General features: G+C 73.5%; 17 protein-coding genes. 9 read left to right on the top strand and 8 right to left on the bottom strand.

What is annotated here, in order from left to right; translation table 11 throughout:
- The first annotated feature begins 83 nt into the window (after positions 1-83).
- On the top strand, positions 84-1,199 hold the full coding sequence (locus ISU07_RS24625) for a sensor histidine kinase (RefSeq protein WP_194705003.1): 1,116 nt from the start codon (positions 84-86) through the stop codon (positions 1,197-1,199).
- A complete protein-coding gene (locus ISU07_RS01640; protein ID WP_323742362.1) occupies positions 1,196-1,864 on the top strand; it encodes a response regulator transcription factor in 669 nt (222 codons plus the stop codon). The genes ISU07_RS24625 and ISU07_RS01640 overlap by 4 nt, the downstream gene beginning before the upstream one ends.
- On the opposite strand, the gene ISU07_RS01635 is transcribed toward ISU07_RS01640, so the two are convergent.
- Positions 1,851-2,537, bottom strand: coding sequence for a hypothetical protein (locus tag ISU07_RS01635; RefSeq protein ID WP_194705002.1), 687 nt, complete (start codon positions 2,535-2,537; stop codon positions 1,851-1,853). The two genes, ISU07_RS01640 and ISU07_RS01635, sit on opposite strands and share 14 nt — an antisense overlap.
- Before the next feature lie 59 nt (positions 2,538-2,596).
- Here ISU07_RS01635 and paaN point away from each other — a divergent pair, with 59 nt between their 5' ends.
- Positions 2,597-4,279 (top strand): phenylacetic acid degradation protein PaaN, encoded by a 1,683-nt coding sequence (gene paaN / locus ISU07_RS01630; RefSeq protein WP_194705001.1) that lies wholly within the window; start codon positions 2,597-2,599, stop codon positions 4,277-4,279.
- Between the two features lie 18 nt (positions 4,280-4,297).
- Here paaN and ISU07_RS01625 read toward each other — a convergent pair whose 3' ends face one another.
- The 4 genes from ISU07_RS01625 to ISU07_RS01610 are packed head-to-tail and all read right to left on the bottom strand — an operon-like array spanning position 4,298 to position 6,385.
- Complete coding sequence (locus ISU07_RS01625; protein WP_194705775.1) at positions 4,298-4,549, bottom strand: hypothetical protein; 252 nt, start codon at positions 4,547-4,549, stop codon at positions 4,298-4,300.
- Positions 4,546-5,802 (bottom strand): WXG100-like domain-containing protein, encoded by a 1,257-nt coding sequence (locus ISU07_RS01620; protein WP_194705000.1) that lies wholly within the window; start codon positions 5,800-5,802, stop codon positions 4,546-4,548. The genes ISU07_RS01625 and ISU07_RS01620 overlap by 4 nt, the downstream gene beginning before the upstream one ends.
- Entirely contained in the window at positions 5,799-6,101 is a 303-nt protein-coding gene (locus ISU07_RS24375) for a WXG100 family type VII secretion target (protein ID WP_194704999.1), read from the bottom strand. The genes ISU07_RS01620 and ISU07_RS24375 overlap by 4 nt, the downstream gene beginning before the upstream one ends.
- Positions 6,098-6,385, bottom strand: a complete 288-nt coding sequence (locus tag ISU07_RS01610) for a WXG100 family type VII secretion target (protein ID WP_194704998.1) — start codon at positions 6,383-6,385, stop codon at positions 6,098-6,100. Before ISU07_RS01610 ends, ISU07_RS24375 begins: the two co-directional genes overlap by 4 nt.
- A 107-nt stretch (positions 6,386-6,492) precedes the next feature.
- Here ISU07_RS01610 and ISU07_RS01605 point away from each other — a divergent pair, with 107 nt between their 5' ends.
- The gene (locus ISU07_RS01605) at positions 6,493-6,909 is read left to right on the top strand and encodes a PPOX class F420-dependent oxidoreductase (RefSeq protein ID WP_194704997.1); all 417 of its coding nucleotides are present in this window, start codon (positions 6,493-6,495) and stop codon (positions 6,907-6,909) included.
- A gap of 9 nt (positions 6,910-6,918) precedes the next feature.
- Positions 6,919-8,421 (top strand): amidohydrolase, encoded by a 1,503-nt coding sequence (locus ISU07_RS01600; RefSeq protein WP_194704996.1) that lies wholly within the window; start codon positions 6,919-6,921, stop codon positions 8,419-8,421.
- Positions 8,422-8,443: 22 nt separating this feature from the next.
- On the opposite strand, the gene ISU07_RS01595 is transcribed toward ISU07_RS01600, so the two are convergent.
- A complete protein-coding gene (locus ISU07_RS01595) occupies positions 8,444-9,613 on the bottom strand; it encodes a PucR family transcriptional regulator (RefSeq protein WP_194704995.1) in 1,170 nt (389 codons plus the stop codon).
- Positions 9,614-9,810: 197 nt separating this feature from the next.
- On the opposite strand from ISU07_RS01595, the gene ISU07_RS01590 reads away from it, so the two are divergent.
- Positions 9,811-10,848, top strand: a complete 1,038-nt coding sequence (locus ISU07_RS01590; RefSeq protein ID WP_323742361.1) for a ferredoxin reductase — start codon at positions 9,811-9,813, stop codon at positions 10,846-10,848.
- A gap of 40 nt (positions 10,849-10,888) precedes the next feature.
- Positions 10,889-12,118 carry a fatty acid desaturase family protein gene (locus ISU07_RS01585; protein ID WP_194704994.1) on the top strand — a complete coding sequence of 410 codons (1,230 nt, stop codon included), beginning with the start codon at positions 10,889-10,891 and terminating at the stop codon, positions 12,116-12,118.
- A 217-nt stretch (positions 12,119-12,335) separates the two neighbouring features.
- Here ISU07_RS01585 and ISU07_RS01580 read toward each other — a convergent pair whose 3' ends face one another.
- Positions 12,336-13,043 (bottom strand): hemerythrin domain-containing protein, encoded by a 708-nt coding sequence (locus tag ISU07_RS01580; RefSeq protein ID WP_194704993.1) that lies wholly within the window; start codon positions 13,041-13,043, stop codon positions 12,336-12,338.
- 66 nt (positions 13,044-13,109) lie between these two features.
- Here ISU07_RS01580 and ISU07_RS01575 point away from each other — a divergent pair, with 66 nt between their 5' ends.
- On the top strand, positions 13,110-16,430 hold the full coding sequence (locus ISU07_RS01575) for a BREX system ATP-binding domain-containing protein (protein ID WP_194704992.1): 3,321 nt from the start codon (positions 13,110-13,112) through the stop codon (positions 16,428-16,430).
- On the opposite strand, the gene ISU07_RS01570 is transcribed toward ISU07_RS01575, so the two are convergent.
- Positions 16,385-16,816 carry a hypothetical protein gene (locus tag ISU07_RS01570; protein ID WP_194704991.1) on the bottom strand — a complete coding sequence of 144 codons (432 nt, stop codon included), beginning with the start codon at positions 16,814-16,816 and terminating at the stop codon, positions 16,385-16,387. The two genes, ISU07_RS01575 and ISU07_RS01570, sit on opposite strands and share 46 nt — an antisense overlap.
- A 53-nt stretch (positions 16,817-16,869) precedes the next feature.
- Here ISU07_RS01570 and ISU07_RS01565 point away from each other — a divergent pair, with 53 nt between their 5' ends.
- Positions 16,870-17,559: a pentapeptide repeat-containing protein gene (locus ISU07_RS01565; protein ID WP_323742360.1), complete on the top strand. Its 690-nt coding sequence runs from the start codon at positions 16,870-16,872 to the stop codon at positions 17,557-17,559.

The following is a 17,559-nucleotide window of genomic DNA, read 5'->3' as shown; positions in this document are numbered from 1 at the left end:
GGCGCGTCGTCCACTCCTCGGTGGGACCGATCTCCACCCCTGGGTTGACTGACACCACCCTCCGCCGGACCTACATTCGACGGATGGTCGCGCGAGTCAGCCGCTGGGACGTGCTGCTGCCCGCGGGCATCGCCGCACTCGGCGTCACCGAGATGGCCGTGCTGGACCTCGACGGCTGGGGCTGGGGAGCGCTCCTGGAGGTCGTTGCCTGCGCGCTGCTGGTCGGGCGACGGCACCACCCGCTGGTCTTCGCCACCCTGGCCGAGCTCGTGCTGCTGGTCATCCCGTACGTCGGGCCGCAACTCGATGAGCCGGCCGTTCCCATCCTCGTGCTGGCCGTGTCGATCTACTCCCTCGCCCGCTGGGTGCCCGACCTGCGCGGGCTGGCCGCGCTCGGGCTCGTGCTGCTGATGCTCTTCGGCGACTACGCCTTCGTGGACACGCGCGCCCACGACCTGTCCGACGTGATGTTCGTGCTGTCGCTGGTCGCGCCGCCCTACGTGCTCGGCCGCATCACCCGTCGGCTCGCCCTGCAGAAGGAGATGCTCGAGGAGCACCAGGAGCTGGTGCGCCGCGAGGCGGTGCGCGCCGAGCGGGACCGGATCGCCCGCGAGATGCACGACGTGATCGCGCACTCGATCAGCGCGATGGTCGTGCAGACCTCGGCCGCGCAGGACCTGGTGCGCACCGACCCGGAGCGGGCCGAGCGGGTCCTCGCCGACGTCGCGGACACCGGACGCCAGGCCATCGCCGAGACCGGCCGGCTGCTGCACGTGCTGCGGGACGACCAGGACGAGCTGGGCCTGGCCCCGGCCCCGGGCCTGGCCGACCTGCCAGGGCTGGTCGCCGCCTTCCGGGAGAGCGGCCTCGCCGTGGAGCTCGACCTGCCCGACCCGCTCCCGCACCTGCCCGCCGGCGTCGACGTGTCGGCGTACCGCATCGTGCAGGAGGCCCTCACCAACGCGCTGCGCTACGGCACCGACCGCACCACGTCGCTGCGCGTGGCGGCCACGCCGACGGCGCTGTCGATCGAGGCGACCAACCCCACCGACTCCCCGGCCGGCGGCCGTGCGAGCACCGGCACGGGGCTCGGCCTGCTGGGCATCGCCGAACGCGTGGCGCTGCTCGGCGGCCAGCTCAGCCACGGCGTCCGTGACGGGCGCTTCGTGCTGACGGCGAGCCTGCCGGTGGCGACGTGACCACGGTCGTCGTCGCCGACGACCAGGACCTCGTGCGCTCGGGTCTGGAGATGGTGCTGACGGCGCGCGGCGTCGATGTGCTGGCGTGCGCCGCCGACGGGCGGGAGGCGGTCGACGCGGTCCGCCGCCACCGGCCGGACGTCGCCCTCATGGACATCCGGATGCCGGTGCTCGACGGGATCGCCGCCACGGCCGAGCTCACCGCGTCCGGAGCGCCGACGCGGGTGCTGGTGCTGACGACGTACGACCTCGACACCTACGTGTACCGCGCGCTCCAGGCCGGCGCGGCCGGGTTCCTGCTGAAGGCCACGCCGCCCGACCGGCTGGTCGCCGGGATCGAGACCGTGGCCGCGGGCGAGGCGCTGCTCGCGCCGAGCCTCACGCGCCGGCTCATCGAGGACCACGTGCGCCGGCCCGCGCCGGTCGAGGGCGTGCCGCCGGAGCTGGACGGCCTGACCGAGCGCGAGCGCGAGGTGTTCGGGCTGATCGCGCGCGGGCTCTCGAACGACGACATCGCGCGGCAGCTGGTCGTCTCGGAGGCGACCGTGAAGACCCACGTGAACCGGCTGCTCGCCAAGCTCGGTCATCGCAGCCGGGTGCAGCTGGTCGTGCTGGCCTACGAGATCGGTGTGGTCCGGCCCGGTGAGGCGGTCAGGGGCTCGTGACGGGCTCGAGGGTGCTGGCGAACGCGGAGTAGAGGGCGTCCAGGCCCGGTACGTCCACCTGCCGGCCGACCACCGACATCTCGAGCGTCGCCTCCGACGAGCCGGGTACGGCGAACCAGCGGAAGTAGTTGTAGCGCAGCCGTCCGCCGGAGGTGCGGTAGGTGAACTTGTAGGACTCGTCGGTCTCCGCCAGGGTCGTGACCAGGTCCAGCTCCCGCAGACCGACCTTCTTGGCGGCCACCATCGCCGCAGGGGTGAGCCGGCTGTTGATCATCTTCACCCGGATGCTGTACCCGCCTTCGTCCGGCTCGTCCGCGGGCCGGAAGCGCAGCTCGTCGTACGACGTCCACAACGTGCGCGGGACCGGCTGCCCGGTGTCGACGTCCGAGGCCACCCACCCCTTCGGGACGGGCACCTTCCAGGTCTGCTGGGAGTTGCTCATCCGCAAGGTGCGGAACGTCAGTCCGGCCTCGAGCGGCGGGTAGTCGATGTCCTCGGTGTAGGTCGGCTCGGGCGCCGGCGGGTCGACCGGGACGCTCGGCGACGAGGCGGGCAGCGGCGTGGCGGTTCCCCCGGACGCGGCGCGCGGCTGGCCGAGGTAGCCCACGCCGAGCCCGCCGCCGACGCCCACGAGGGCGGCCAGCAGCCAGACCCCGAGGACCCGTCCGCGCACGGGCACAGGGTAGGGGAGCGAACTTGCCTGGCGGTGGGCCGCCGGGTTGAGTTGCCGCCATGACCACGACGGCCCTCGACCCGAACTCCCTCCTCGAGAAGCACCGCGAGCGCCTCGACTCCGCGGTGAAGGCCTGCTCGACGCGCAGCTACTACTCGGCGTTCGACGAGTCGCCGTCCCCCCGGGTGTACGGCGAGCACGCCGCGGCCGAGGGCAAGGCGGCGTTCGAGGCCTGGCAGGGCCAGAGCTTCCCGCTCGACACCCCGGGCTCGCAGGGGCATGTCGCGACCGAGCGGTCGCCGTACGGGTTCGACCTCGAGGTCTCCTACCCTCACGTCACGGACGTCGACCCGCTCATCGAGGCGGCGCTGGCCGGCATGCGGCCGTGGCGCGACGCGCGGCCCGAGGGCCGCACCGGCGTGTGCCTGGAGATCCTGGACCGGCTGCACGCGCGCGTCTTCGAGCTGGCCAACGCGGTGCAGCACACGAGCGGGCAGGCGTTCGTGATGGCGTTCCAGGCCGGTGGCGCGCACGCGCTGGACCGCGCGCTGGAGGCGATCGCCTACTCGTGGACCGAGATGACGCGGACGCCGACCACGGCGCTGTGGGAGAAGCCGGCCCGCGGCGAGCCGCTGGTGATGGAGAAGACGTTCACGGTCGTGCCGCGCGGGCTGGCCCTGGTGATCGGCTGCAACACCTTCCCGACCTGGAACTCGTGGCCCGGGCTCTTCGCGTCGCTGGTCTGCGGCAACCCCGTCGTCGTGAAGCCGCACCCGGGCGCCGTGCTGCCTCTCGCGATCACCGTGCAGGTCTGCCAGCAGGTGCTGGAGGAGGCGGGCTTCGACCCGCACCTGGTCACGCTGGCGGCCGAGGGTCCCGACGACAAGCTGGCCGCCACGCTGGCGGTGCGGCCCGAGGTCAGGCTCATCGACTACACCGGCGGCAACGCCTTCGGCGACTGGCTGGAGGAGCACGCGCGGCAGGCGGTCGTGTTCACCGAGAAGGCCGGGGTGAACACCGTCGTCATCGACTCGACGTCGTCCTTCGCGGGCATGTGCCAGAACCTCGCCTTCTCCTTCGCGCTGTACACCGGCCAGATGTGCACGGCCCCCCAGAACGTCTATCTCCCCGCCGGCGGCATCGACACCGACGAGGGCCACAAGTCCGTCGCCGACGTGGCCGCCGGGCTGGGTGCCGCCCTCGACAAGCTGCTCGGCGACGACGCCCGGGCCGTCGAGCTCCTCGGCGGCGTCGTCAACGGCGGGGTGCTGGCGCGGCTCTCGGAGGCCGCGTCCCACGGCGAGGTGCTCGTCGCGTCGCGGACCGTGACCCACCCGGCGTACCCCGACGCCACCGTCCGCACCCCCACGATCATCGGCCTGACGTCCGAGGACTCCGACGTCTACGAGGCCGAGTGCTTCGGCCCGGTCGCCTACCTGATCGCCACCGCGAGCACCGACGAGTCGACCCAGCTGTTCCGCGACACCGTCCGCCGCCACGGCGCGATGACCGCCTCGGTCTACTCGACGTCGCCGGCGGTGATCGACGACGTGAGGGACGCCGCCCTCGACGCCGGCGTCGCGCTCTCCGAGAACCTCCTCGGCGGCGTGTTCGTCAACCAGTCCGCGGCGTACTCCGACTTCCACGGCACCGGCGCCAACCCCGCCGCCAACGCGTCGTACACCGACGGTGCGTACGTCGCCTCCCGGTTCCGGATCATCCAGTCCCGCCGGCACGTGTGATCGTCGGCCGTCGGAGAGTCAGCCCAGCCGGCGCCGGATCTCGCCGACGATGTCGGTGATCGGGCCGAAGAGCTCGGGCGTCGACAGCTCGAACAACGCGTCCGCCAGGAGGTCGCGGTCACCCGGGTCCAGCTCGATGTCCTCGCGGCCGTGGACCTCTTCCGCCCAGGCGACGAGGTCCGCCTCGGCGAGCGTGCCTTCGTCGAACCGGTCGAGCGCCTTCCTGAGGTCGTCGGTCGTCAGCGTCTGTTGCTCTGGGTTCGAGGTCATGGAACCAACTTGTGCTTGATGTGGAGGACGCTTCCATCGGGCGCGACCTTGGTCTTGGTGTAGGCGATGGTTCTTCCGCTCGCGTCCACCACCTTCTCGTAGATCGCGTACGAGCCCGGAACCCGGCCCGGCACCTTGGTGCTGAGGTGGATCGCGCCGTCGGAACCGCGTGTGATGACCGTGGACTCGGCGCCCGCGGGCAGCTTCTTGGTGTAGCGGGACAAGTTGGCCAGCTGAGCATCGTTGAGATCAGTGCGGCACATGAGCCTGCTGGCGTCCGCCCGCAGGCGCCTCGCCCGCTTCAACCGGGCGAGCACCGACCGCAGCGGACCGATCCGCTCGACGACGCTCGTCAGCCGGGCGACGGCACGAGCGCGGGCGAGCTCGTGCAGGGCGCGGAGGGTGGTGAGCACCTTCTTCGCGGCCGAGGCGATCCGCCAGCCGGCGAGCGCCGCGCCGGCGGCCGCGCCGCCGCCGAAGGTGACGAAGCCGACGACCGCGCCGGCCACGACCGTCAGGCCGGCCTCGACGGCCATCTCGGTGAGGATGCCGCGGACGATCGCGCGGTGCTCCTCGACGACCGCGGCGTACTCCTCGCACGAGTCGCCGACCCCGCGCAGCTCGACGGCCAGGCCGACCACGACGTCGCGCAGGTCCCCGACCGCCCGTGTCGCCAGCGGGATCTCCGGCGACTGCTGGGTCTCGAGCCGGGCGACGGCGGAGTCGCAGCCCGACACCAGCCGCTCCACGTCGTCGGCGGCCGACCACCAGGAGGTGGCCGCGTCGCGGAGGCGGCCGGTGTCGGCGTTCGGCCAGGCGTAGCCCTCGAGGTGGTCGAGGACCTGCTCCCAGAACTGAGGCAGGTCGGCGTCGTTGGCGCCCAGTGCCGTCGGCAGCCGTACCGAGCCGACGTCGACCGTGCCGGGCTCGAAGCCGGGGTCGTCGGGGTCGGCGGCGGGATGGCCGTACGCCGCCGCGGCGTTCGCCCGCCGGTGGTGGGCGTGCGAACGCCGGACCAGCGAGGCGAGCGACCCGAACGCGTCGACCAGGTCGTCGAGCCCGTCGACGGCCTCCTGCGCCGCGGCGTCGTACTGCCGGGCGAACTCCTGCGACGTGACGTCGTCGCCGGCCATCCCGGCGCAGCCCACCAGCTTCTGGGTCAGCGTGCCGTAGTGCTGCGCCGCCAGCTCGTTGCCGCCCAGCAACGCCGAGGCCGCGCCGCCGTAGCCGTGCGCGTCCACCGCAACCCTCACGGAGCGACCTCCCGCCACATCGCGACGTTGGTGGCCGCGGCGCCGGCGTACTCCTCGTGTGCGAGCCGTGCCGCGGCGCGCAGCTCGCCGAGAGAGCCGCGCATCGCGGTCATGCCCTCCGACCAGTCGAGGTGCGCCAGGCGCTGTGCGTCCGCCGCGAGCCCGCGCCAAGTGCCGTGCAGGGCCGCCACCTGGCGGTCGAGGTCCTCGACCAGCAGGGCCAGGTGACGCTCGCACGCCTCGAGGTCACCGACGACGTCGGCCAGCTCGTCGAGCTCGACGACGAAGTCCTCGCTCACCGCAGGTCCTCGGCCACGGCCGTGTCGCGGGCGTGTAGGTCGTGCTGGGTGGCGGCCATCAGCTCCGCCATCGTGGTCAGCCCGTCCTCGACCCGCCGGGCAGCCAGCCGCCAGTCGTCGAAGGCGTCGACGAAGGCCTCGGCGGCCAGGCCCCGCCACCCGGCACCCACGAACCCGGTGACGCGGCGGTCGGCCCGGTCCCGCGCCGTGCGCAGCCGGTGCGCGGCTTCGCGGATGTCGGCGCGTCCGCGGTCGAACGCCGCGTCGTCCAGGTTGATCGTCATCGTCCCTCCCCGAGATGAGAGGGCCCCAGGATCACCCCGGAGAGAGCGCGGCGGAAGGCCCTCCCGGCAGGCTGTGGACGACGACGCCGGACGTCTAGGGTCGCCTTGTGCACCCCGCCCTCCGCGACCTCGTCGCCACCGGCCCGCTCTGCCACCTGACGACGCTCAACCCCGACGGCAGCCCGCAGGTCACCGTGGTCTGGGTGGGCGTCGACGGGGACGACCTGGTCACCGCACACCTGCCGCACAACCAGAAGGTGCGCAACATGGAGCGTGACCCGCGCGTGGTGCTGTCGTTCCTCGCGCCGCACGAGGAGGGCGCGTTCCTCCAGCCGTACGCCGCCGTCCGGGCCCGCGCCACCGTCACCCCCAGCGACGAGGCGTGGGACGTGCTCGACCGCCTGGGTCGCACGTACGTCGGTCCGGACGTCACGTTCCCGGCTCCGCGTTCCCCCGGGTACGTCGTCCGGTACGCCGTGGAGAGGGTCGGTGGCATCGGGCCCTGGGCCTCGCCCGAGCCCTAAGGTCTCGCCATGGACTTCCTCCTCCGTCGCGCCCGCATCGTCGAGCTGGACGGCGGACCGGGGTGGGCCGGTCCGGTGGACGTCCTGGTCGAGGCCGGCCGCATCCGCGACATCGACCACGACCTGCCGCGGCCGCCGGGCATCCCCGAGGTCGACGCCGAGGAGCGCTGGCTCATCCCGGGGCTGTGGGACCACCACACCCACCTGAAGATGTGGACCGCCACGTCCGGCCGGCTCGACACGATCGGCACCCGCTCGGCCGACGAGGTCCTCTCCCGGGTGCGCGGCCGGCTGGCCGCGGCGCCGGGCGAGCCCGTGGTCGGGTACGGCCACCGCCCCGTCACCTGGCCCACCCAGCCGACGGTGGCGGCGCTCGACGCGGTCGCCCCCGACGTACCCGTCGTCCTCGTCAGCGGCGACAGCCACCACGGCTGGCTCAACTCGGTCGCGCTCGAGCAGCTCGGCCTGGCCCCGATCGAGGGCGTGCTGACGGAGGCCGAGTGGTTCTCGGTCTACCCGCGCGTCGCCGAGATCGCCGGGGACGAGAGCTCGGACGAGGCGTACCTGCGCACCCTGCAAGCCGCGACCGCCCTGGGCATCACCGGCGTCGTCGACCTGGAGTACGGCGAGAAGGTCGGTGCCTGGGTACCTCGCTGGGAGGCCGGCGTCGACCTGGTCCGGGTCCGACGGGCGACGTACCCGATGCACCTCGACGAGGTCATCGACGCCGGCCTGCGCTCGGGCGACCCGCTCGTCGAGGGCCAGGACCTGCTGGTGATGGGGCCGCTCAAGGTGATCAGCGACGGCTCGCTGAACACGCGGTCGGCGTGGTGCGAGCACCCGTACGCCGACGGGTCCGGCTCCGGTGCTCCCAACCAGTCGCCGGCCGAGCTGCGGGAGCTGATGAGCCGCGCCACCGAGCACGGCCTGGAGACCGCGATCCACGCGATCGGCGACGCGGCCTGCCACGACGTGCTGGCGGCGTACGAGGAGACGGGCGCCCGCGGCTCGATGGAGCACGCTCAGCTGATGACCCGCGAGGACGTGACCCGCATGGGCCGGCTCGGCGTCCGCGCCAGCGTCCAGCCCGCGCACCTGCTCGACGACCGCGACGTCAGCGAGCTGATCTGGCCCGACCGCACCGACCGCTGCTTCCCGCTGCGGTGGATGCTCGACGACGGCGTGCCGCTCGCCTTCGGCTCCGACGCCCCGGTCTCCCCGCTCGACCCCTGGCTGGCCATCGCCGCGGCCGTGCACCGCTCCGCCGACGACCGCCCGGCGTGGCACGGCGAGCAGGCGGTCACGCCCCGCGAGGCGCTGGCCGCCTCCGTCGACGGGCAGGGTTCGGTGCACGCCGGCGCGCGGGGCGACCTGGTGCTGCTGGACGCCGACCCGCTCGACGACTCGGGTACGACGGCCGACCAGGCCGCCCGCCTGCGCGCCATGCCCGTCGCCGCGACCTGGGTCGCCGGCCGGCTCGTGCACGGCGACGAGGGGCTGTTCGGGGGCTAGCTCGAGTGGAAGTCCAGCACATTCACGCCGACAGCGCGATCGTCAGCTCCAGGACGGTCTCGGGGTCGTCGAGACGGTCGCCGTACAGGTCGCGGAGCTGGTTCATCCGGTACCTGACCGTCTGCGGGTGGACGAACAGCTCGGCGGCGACGTCCTCCCGGCGGCCGTGGTGGAAGAGCCAGGACCTCAGCGTGTCGGTGAGCTTCTCGGCGACCGCGGGCCGCAGGTCGGCGAGGGGTGCCAGGGCCCGGGCCCGCAGGTCGGCCAGGGCCTCGGGGTCGGCGGTGAGCACGAGCTGGGTCAGGTGCAGCTCGGTGTCGCCGGTGAGGCCGCTCTCGTGGGCGCGCAGGGCACGGTCGTACGACGCGCGGACCTGCAGCCACGGCCGCGGCGGGCCGGCGATGCAACCCCGGCCCAGCGCCGCCAGCAGGCCCGCCCGTTCGCGGCCGTGGGCGTCGGGCACCAGGAGGAGGGCGCGGTCCGGGATGTCGCTGCGGTCCACGGCCTGGAGCACGACGCCGGGCAGCGACCCCCGTACCCGCCGCGCCTGGGCCTCCGGGACGATCACGGCCGTCAGCGTCTTGGGCTCCGGCCACTCCGCGCGGGCCGCGGCCTCGACGACCTCGTCGGTCGACGCGCCGTCGAGCAGGTCCTTGGCCAGCCGCTCGAGCAGCCGCTCGCGCACCCGCCCGCTCGTGGCCAGCTCGTCGGTGTGCCCGGCGACGCTGGCCGCCGACAGCTCGTCGATGTAGGCGAACACCAGCTCCGCGAACCCGGCCAGCCGGTCCGCCGGGATCCCCGACCGCACCGCGGTCGCCGACATCTCGCGCCACGCGACCCGGGCGCCGATGCGGTACGCCGACAGGAGGGCGTCGGTCGTGCGGCCGTTGCGCGCCTCGCCGCGCCCGAGCTGGTAGGCGCCCTCGACCGACGGCGCGGCCGGCGTGCCCGGGTCCGCGCCACGTCGCCCGCCGGCCAGGGAGAGGAACCCGCCCAGCGCCAGCTGCACGGCGTTCCGGATGATCTCGCCCATCGAGCCGCTGAGGGCGTCCTGGTAGCTCGGGACCTCCTCGGTGATCGCCGCGACGGTGCGGTCGGCGACGTCGGGCAGGTGGGCGCGCATCTCCGCGATGACCTCGGGGTCCAGGAGGACGCCGTGACCAGCGGTACGCCGTGGACCGCGTGTGGCCATGCTTTCGTTCCCGTCGCACAAATTCGGGCGAGCGATTCACCCGACAGGGTCAGGATTTTGTCACATCACTCGGGCATGCTGGTCAGGTGACCCCCACCGATGCTGTACCGACCCCTGGACCGGCCCCCCGTGGCCGACTGTCCACTCGTCTGGGCGGCCACATCTCGCGCGTCGCGCACGCGGCCAGCAGCCCGCTCGTGCCCGCCGACTTCCTGGACCTGTTCGCCCCGCTGCGCCGGGGCGCCGAGCTCCGCGGCCGGGTCGTCTCGGTCCACCCGGAGACCAAGGACGCCGCGACCCTCCTCATCAAGCCGGGCGCCGACTGGGCCGGGCACGTGCCCGGCCAGTACCTCCGACTCGGCATCGACGTCAACGGCGTCCGCCAGTGGCGCGCCTACTCCCTGACCCACGGCCCGCGCCCCGACGGCCTCATCTCGATCACCGTCAAGGCCGTCCCGGACGGGCTGGTCAGCCACCACGTCGTGCACGACTGCACGCCCGGGACGCTCGTCCACCTCGAGCAGGCGCAGGGCGAGTTCGTCCTCCCCGAGGGCGGCGGCAAGCTCCTCTTCGTGACCGCCGGGTCCGGCATCACGCCGGTCATCGGCATGCTCCGCAACCTCTTCCCCAGCACCGACTCGGGCGTCCTCCGCCTCAAGCGCAGCGCCGACTACGACATCGTCGTGCTGCACGTGGCGCCCAGCCGGCCCGACTCGATCTTCCGCCGCGACCTCCAGGCCCTGCACGACGCGGGCGCGATCCGGCTCGTGGCCCGGTACGACGACGAGCACGGGTTGCTCGACCTCGACCGGCTCACCGAGCTCGTGCCCGACCTCGGTGCGCGCACGACGTTCGGCTGCGGCCCCTCGGGCCTGCTGGACGCCCTGGCCGCCCACCACGAGCGGGCCGGGCTGAAGCTGTTCACCGAGCAGTTCCGCACCACGCGCATCGCCGACCCCGGCGAGGGCGGCACCGTCCGCTTCGAGACCAACGACGTCGTCGTCGAGGCGCCCGGTGACTCACCGATCCTCGACGCGGCCGAGGCGGCCGGTGTGCTGATGCCGAGCGGGTGCCGGATGGGCATCTGCTACGGCTGCGTCCTGCCGCTCAAGGAAGGCAGCGTGCGCGACCTGCGCACGGGCGCCGTCACCACCGCCGTACCGGGCGAGGGCCCGGCCATCAAGGTGCAGACCTGCATCAACGCGGCAGCCGGCGACTGCCACCTCGACCACTGACCACGTTCCACCGACAGACCCCTGAGAGAAGGGAACTCCTGTGACCGTCATCCAGAAGAAGAAGCAGACCGGCGACAGCCAGATCGCGCACCTCACCCCCGAGGACGTCGAGATGCTCGGCATCGAGCTCGACGCGATCCGGCAGAGCGTGATCGACACCCGCGGCGCGAGCGACGCGGCGTACATCCGCAAGGTCATCAAGACCCAGCGCAGCCTGGAGCTCGGCAGCCGCGCCGTGCTGCTGTTCTCGATCTTCCCGCCCGCGTGGCTCGTCGGCACCGCCGGCCTGTCGGTGGCCAAGATCCTCGACAACATGGAGATCGGCCACAACATCCTCCACGGCCAGTGGGACTGGATGCGCGACCCGAAGATCCACTCGACGACCTGGGAGTGGGACCACGCCACGCCGGCCGAGCAGTGGAAGGTCAGCCACAACGAGCTGCACCACAACTTCACCAACGTCGTCGGCAAGGACAACGACCTCGGCTACGGCATCATGCGCGTCGACGAGGACCAGCCCTGGCAGCCCTTCTACATCATCCAGCCCGTGTGGAACTTCCTGAACGCGCTGTTCTTCGAGTACGGCATCGCGGCCTACGACCTGGAGCTGCGTGGCGCGCTGGCGTCCAAGAAGACGAAGGACCCCGAGTTCCGCAAGCAGGCCAAGAAGGTCGTCAACAAGATCCGCCGGCAGATGACCAAGGACTACGTCGTCCACCCGATCCTGTCCGGCCCCTCGGCGCTGCACACCCTCGCCGCGAACTTCACCGCGAACATCGTGCGCAACGTCTGGGCGCACTCGGTCATCATGTGCGGCCACTTCCCCGAGGGCGTCGAGACCTTCGAGCGGAAGTCGATCGAGGGTGAGACGCACGGCGAGTGGTACCTGCGCCAGATGCTCGGCTCGGCCAACATCTCCGGCTCGCCGCTGATGCACCTGATGTCCGGCAACCTGTCCCACCAGATCGAGCACCACCTCTTCCCGGACCTCCCGTCGAACCGTTACAAGGAGATCGCGCCGAAGGTGGAGGCGCTGTTCGAGAAGTACGGCCTGAGCTACTGCGCTCGTCCGCTGCCGCAGCAGGTCTACTCTGCTTGGCACAAGGTGGTGCGCCTGTCCCTGCCGAACGGCTGGCTCGAGGCCACCACCCGCAAGAACCTTCCTTCCCAGCTCGGAAAGCTGTACAAGATGGTGACAGGTACCCCGCGCGAACGCCGCCTCATCCAGGCGTCGCTCACGCGAGAGGTGCGCCGCCTGAAGGCGGCCTGAGGACGCCCCTTGGGGGGGCTGACCGGCGGTGAGGACGCTGCATGGTTCGCGGGGGGCGAGCCGCAGAACCTCACCGCCGGGCTCTACTCAGCTGGTCGGCCTGGTGTGCCGGAAATCGCGCGATCGCGCGGTTATGGCAGATTCCGGGCGCCGAAATCTGTCATACGGCCGCGATCGCGCGATTACCGGCACCAGCGATCTCCGGCACCAGACCAGCTCACACGTACCTGAACGCCCGCCGCTCCGCCCGCTCGTACCTTCCGCGCAGCAGCCTCAGCAGCAGCCCGTACGCCGGCCCGGCCGACTCGACGATGCGTCGGCGTACGTCGTCCGGCAGGCCGTCGGACGCCCACGGCAGCAGGAACGGGATCATCCGCAGCGGGTAGGCGCGCTGGGCCGCCTTCTCGAACGCCGCGTTCTGCTCGACGCTCAGGGTGCGCTGGAGCAGCGGCAGCGCCTCGGTCTCCTCGTGGGCCAGGTGCGCGAGCAGGGCCGCGCGGGTCGCGGTGACGTGCACGTCCAGCGCGTTGCGGTGGTCGGCGCAGGGGTGCTCGACCATCGTGGCGAACCCGGCCGCCACCGCCGTCAGGGACGGGTCGATCCGCTCGTGCTCGGCCTGCATCGCGTGCAGCAGCGCGGTGCCCGTGGCGTCCTCGGTGGTCGCGGCCAGCAGGACCGGCCACAGGTGCTCGTCCTCGACGCCGTGGTGGTGGTGCAGCACCGTCGCGAAGTCGGTCCAGCGGTCTCCCAGCGCGCGCCACGTCGCCGCGTCGCCGATCGGGGTCGCGCGGACGGCGGCCTCGAACGCCGCGAGGTCGCGCCGGAACGCGTGGTGCATGACGTACATCCCGGACTGGTCGTGCGGGCCGTCGGCGACCGACGACTGGCCGGGGAGGGTGATCTGCTCGGGGTACGTGTCGTTCATGGGAGGAGCGTCGCCGCCGCGGCTTTCACGCTCCTTGTGCCCGGCTTGTGCCGTTAGGTTGTGCCGGTGCGCGTGGGGGTGTTCGGGGAGACGCGGGTCGAGGTGCCCGGTGACGACGATGCTCCGCACTGGGTCGACGCGGGTGCCCGCAAGCCCCGCTCGATCGTCGCCGCGCTGGCCCTCGAGCCCGGGCGCCCCCTGGACGCCGACCGGCTGGCCGACCTGGTGTGGGCGGGCGACCCGCCGCGCGCCCCGCACGGTGCGCTGCACGCGTACATCTCGCGGCTGCGGCGGATCCTGGCGCCGGGATCCCTCGAGACGACCGACCACGGGTACGTCCTCCGGGTCGCGCCGGCGGACGTCGACACGCACGCCTTCGCCGCCGCCGTACGGCGCGGGGTCGCGGCCCTCGAACCGCTCCGGGCGCGCGCCCCCTGGCCGGACCGCACGCTCGTCGCCACCCACGTCGACGAGCTCGACCTCGCGCTGGCGTCATGGACGGGCCGGCCGTACGCCGACCTCGGCGAGCACCCCGACGTCGACGCGGAGCGCGCGGCCCTCGACCACCTCCGGGTCGCCGGCGAGCAGGCCCGCGTGCTCGGGCTGCTCGCCCTGGGCGAGCACGCCGGGGTGCTGTCGGCCACCGAGTCGGCGGTGGCCGCCCATCCGCTGGTCGAGCGGTGGTGGGCGTTGCACGCCCTCGCCCTGACCCGGTCCGGTCGGCAGGCGGACGCGCTGGCGGCGCTGCGGCAGGTACGCGAGCTGCTGGCCGACGAGCTCGGCCTCGACCCCGGCCCCGAGCTCCGCGAGCTCGAGGCCGCGATCCTGCGCCAGGACCCCCAGCTCCAGCAGACCCTCGAACAGTCGCCGGTGACCGCACCGGTGCCCGAGCCCGTCATCACGCCGCAGGCCGTCGGCGTCGGCCGTCGGGCCGAGCAGCACGCCCTCGCCGACCTCGTCGAGCGCGCGGCGGCCGGCCGGTCCGGGACCGCGCTCCTGGTCGGTGAGCCCGGGATCGGCAAGTCCTGGCTGCTCGACCGGGTGGCGACGTACGCCGCCGACCACGGCTTCACGGTCGGCCGCGGGCGCTGCTCGCAGGACGACGGGGCACCGCCCCTGTGGCCGTGGCTGCAGGTGCTGCGCGACCTCGACGCCGGCACGTCGCTGGCCGACCTGGTGCAGCCGGAGAGCCCGGGCGAGAGCGCCGCGCGGCTGGCGTTCGAGACCTCCGACCGGATCGCCGAGGCCCTGCTCGCGGCGGCCGCGGAGAAGCCGGTGCTCGTCCTGCTCGACGACCTCCACTGGGCGGACGACGCGACGCTGCGCACGCTGCGTCACGTGCTCGACGTCCTGCCCACGGACTCCCGGCTGCTCGTGGTCGGCACGCGTCGCGTGCACCCCGAGCCGACCGGTGCCGCCGCCCTGGTCGCCGAGGCGTTCGCCCGCCGCCACGCCCTGCGGCTGGACCTCGCCGGTCTCGACCGCGAGGACGCCGCCGAGCTGGCGCGGTCCGTGAGCCCGCGGCACGTCACGATCGTGGAGACCGCCGCGTGGCACCAGCGCTCGGGCGGCAACCCGTTCTTCGTCGTCGAGCTGGCCCGGCTGGGCGACACCGGTGACGACGTACCCGTCAGCGTCCGCGAGGTCGTCGGCCGCCGGTTCGAGGGGCTCCCGGCCCGGGCCGTGGACACGCTGCGGTTCGCGGCCGCGCTCGGGCGTTGGTTCCGGCCCGAGGTGCTCGCCGCCGCGGCGGCCCGGGACGTCGACGAGGTGCTCGACGACCTCGAGGTCGCCCGCTCGGCCGGGCTGGTGGACGAGGACGAGAGCGGCGAGTTCGCGTTCGCGCACGCGCTGACCCGCGACGCCGTGCTGCGGACGATGCCGCCCAACCGCCGCGCGCGGCTGCACGCCGAGCTGGCCCGCGTGCTGGAGTCCGACGCCGAGGTCCGGCGCTGGTACGACGACGCCGAGCTCACCGCGGACCTGGCGCTCCAGTGGCTGGCCGCCGGACCCAGCCACGTGGACCGGGCCTGGCCGGCGGCCCGTGCCGCGGCCGACCTGGCGCACGCGTTGTCGTCCTACCGCGACGCGATGGACCTGCGCCGCGCCGCCGTCGAGGCGCACCGACGGGCCGCCGGCCCCGACGAGACCGAGCGTTTCGCGCTGCTGAGGGAGCTGGCCCGCGAGGCGTCGTACGCCGCGCAGTGGCCCGAGGTCGTGGCGGCCAGCTTCGAGGCGGTCGCGCTCGCCCGCACGCTCGGCTCGCCCGAGCTGGTGGCCGAGGCGGCGGCCGGCATCACGACGTACACGGTCTGGACCCCGCACGACTGGATGGAGCTGTTCGAGGACGTCGTCGACGACCTGCGGTGGGCGCTCGCGACGCTGCCCGAGGACGACTCGGGGGCGCGCTGCCGGCTGCTGCTGTCGCTGGCCGTGGAGCTGTACTACGACGTCGGCGCGATCGCCGAGCGCCAGGCCCTGGTCGAGGCCGGGCTGGCCCTGGCGCGTCGGCTCGGCGACCCGCAGGTCCTGTGGTGGGCGACGCGGGCGGCGTACATCGCGAGCTGGTCGCCGTCCTTCACCGAGCAGCGGATCGCCTGGGGCGAGGAGGGGCTGGTCGCGGCGCGGGAGACCGGTGACCGGGCGGCCGAGGCGGTCACGCTCGTCTGCCTGGCCAACGACCACCTCGAGCTCGGCGACATGGACGCATGGGAGCGGCTGTCCGCCGAGGCCGACGCGCTGTCGCGGCACGAACGCCTGCCCTACGTCCTGTTCACCCTGCGCTGGGTCGAGTCGACGCTCGAGGCCCTGCGCGGCCACCCCGAGGAGCGGGACCGCAGGATCGCGCAGATCGCCGAGGTCGTGCCCGACGTCGCGGTGCCGAGCATCGAGCTGATGGTGCCGGCGATGGCGGTGATCTCCCGGATGTGGGAGCGCGAGATCAGCCAGTACGTCGAGCCGCTGCAGATGATGGCCGCGATGTCGCCGATGTCGCGAGCGACCATGCACGCGCTCCTGGGGCGGGCCGCCGGGCCGGCCGTCGTGCGGGCCAGCCTCGACCAGCAGCCCTACGAGGAGCCGCTGGAGCTGTGGCAGAGCCTGATGACCGCGTGCTGCGAGGCGGAGGCCGCCAGCCACGTCGGCGACGTGGCCCTGGCGCGCCGCGTGAAGCCGATGATGGAGCGCTTCCCCGACCGCAACGCCCTGGCCGGCGTGGCGGTCGTGTTCGGCCCGGTCGCCGGGTACCTCGCCCTCGCCGAGGCCACTCTCGGCGACCACGCCGCCGCGGCCCGTTGGGCCGACCGCGCAGTGGAGCTGGCCGACGAGCGCGGCTTCCCGCCCTACCGCGACTGGCTGCTGGCCCACCGGTCCCGGCTCGGCTTCTGAACCGACCTCTGGGTCACCAGCTCCCGCACCCGCATCAGCGCGAGCACGCCGACCGCCCCCGTGACGGTCAGCAGCAGCACCTGGTACGCCGCCAGCCCGGTCGTCAGCTCGTCGTTCCCGAGCCCGCCGTCGAAGAAGCCGGACGCCACGCTGACCAGGCACGCGGTGGCCAGCAGGCCGGCCGCGACGCGGGAGCGACGGCGTACGGCGAGCCAGGTCAGCGCGACCTGCACCGCGATCATCGGCAGCGGGGCCGCGAGCAGCGCCTTGCTGCCCCACGCCTCGCCCCAGGTGTTCACGTCGGACGCGACGGCCAGCAGGCCGGCGACGAGGTCGGTCGCGAGCAGGAGGCCGACGGGGCCGACCAGCGATGTCGTTGTCTTCATGGGAGGACCGTCGCGCGACGACCTTGCACCGGGCTTGTGCCAGCCTGTCGGTCGTGGACCTGGTGGCCGACTGCTCGCGATGTGTCGGTCTGTGCTGCGTGCTGCTGCCGTTCCAGCGGTCGGCGGACTTCGCCTTCGACAAGGCGGCCGGGGAGCCGTGCCGACACCTGGACGACGGCCACCGCTGCCGCATCCACGCCTCGTTGCTGGAGGACGGGATGCGCGGCTGCGTGGCCTACGACTGCTTCGGGGCCGGCCAGACGGTGACCGAGGCGGACCGTCTCGGCGACTTCCACCTCGTCGAGCAGGTGCACGAGATCGCGTGGTACCTCGCCGACGCCGGTGACTCGACCCTGACGGCCGACGCCGGGCGACTGGCCGGTTCCCCGACCGCCGAGGGAGTAGCGGACCTCCGGGCCCGCGCCGTACCGGTCCTGCGCGCGGCCGCCGAGCGTGCGCGGGCGGCGTACGTCGGGTGGCGCGACCTCGCGGGCGCCGACCTGGCGGGCGCCGACCTCCGTGACGAGGACCTCCGGGGCGCGAGCCTGCGGGGCACGGTGCTCATCGGCGCCGGCCTCGACGGCTGCGACCTCGCCGGCGCCGACATGCTCGGGGCGGACGTCCGGGGCGCGTCGATGGCGGGCGCGGACCTGTCGCGGGCGCTCTACGTGACGCGCCGGCAACTGGGGTCGTTGCGCCTGCGTCCCGACGAGGCGGGAACCCCGCCGCGGCTGCGGGCGTGA

It is taken from the genome of Nocardioides islandensis (genome assembly GCF_015352455.1).
GTDB lineage: Bacteria > Actinomycetota > Actinomycetes > Propionibacteriales > Nocardioidaceae > Nocardioides > Nocardioides islandensis.
This window is presented reverse-complemented; position numbering and strand designations above follow the sequence as displayed.

Excerpts from the sequence above, each read along its gene's own strand:
- ISU07_RS24625 (WP_194705003.1), top strand. The coding sequence starts at position 84 with ATGGTCGCGCGAGTCAGCCGCTGGGACGTGCTGCTGCCCGCGGGCATC.
- paaN (WP_194705001.1), top strand. The coding sequence starts at position 2,597 with ATGACCACGACGGCCCTCGACCCGAACTCCCTCCTCGAGAAGCACCGC.
- ISU07_RS01625 (WP_194705775.1), bottom strand. The coding sequence starts at position 4,549 with ATGACCTCGAACCCAGAGCAACAGACGCTGACGACCGACGACCTCAGG.
- ISU07_RS01610 (WP_194704998.1), bottom strand. The coding sequence starts at position 6,385 with ATGACGATCAACCTGGACGACGCGGCGTTCGACCGCGGACGCGCCGAC.
- ISU07_RS01600 (WP_194704996.1), top strand. The coding sequence starts at position 6,919 with ATGGACTTCCTCCTCCGTCGCGCCCGCATCGTCGAGCTGGACGGCGGA.
- ISU07_RS01595 (WP_194704995.1), bottom strand. The coding sequence starts at position 9,613 with ATGGCCACACGCGGTCCACGGCGTACCGCTGGTCACGGCGTCCTCCTG.
- ISU07_RS01580 (WP_194704993.1), bottom strand. The coding sequence starts at position 13,043 with ATGAACGACACGTACCCCGAGCAGATCACCCTCCCCGGCCAGTCGTCG.
- ISU07_RS01570 (WP_194704991.1), bottom strand. The coding sequence starts at position 16,816 with ATGAAGACAACGACATCGCTGGTCGGCCCCGTCGGCCTCCTGCTCGCG.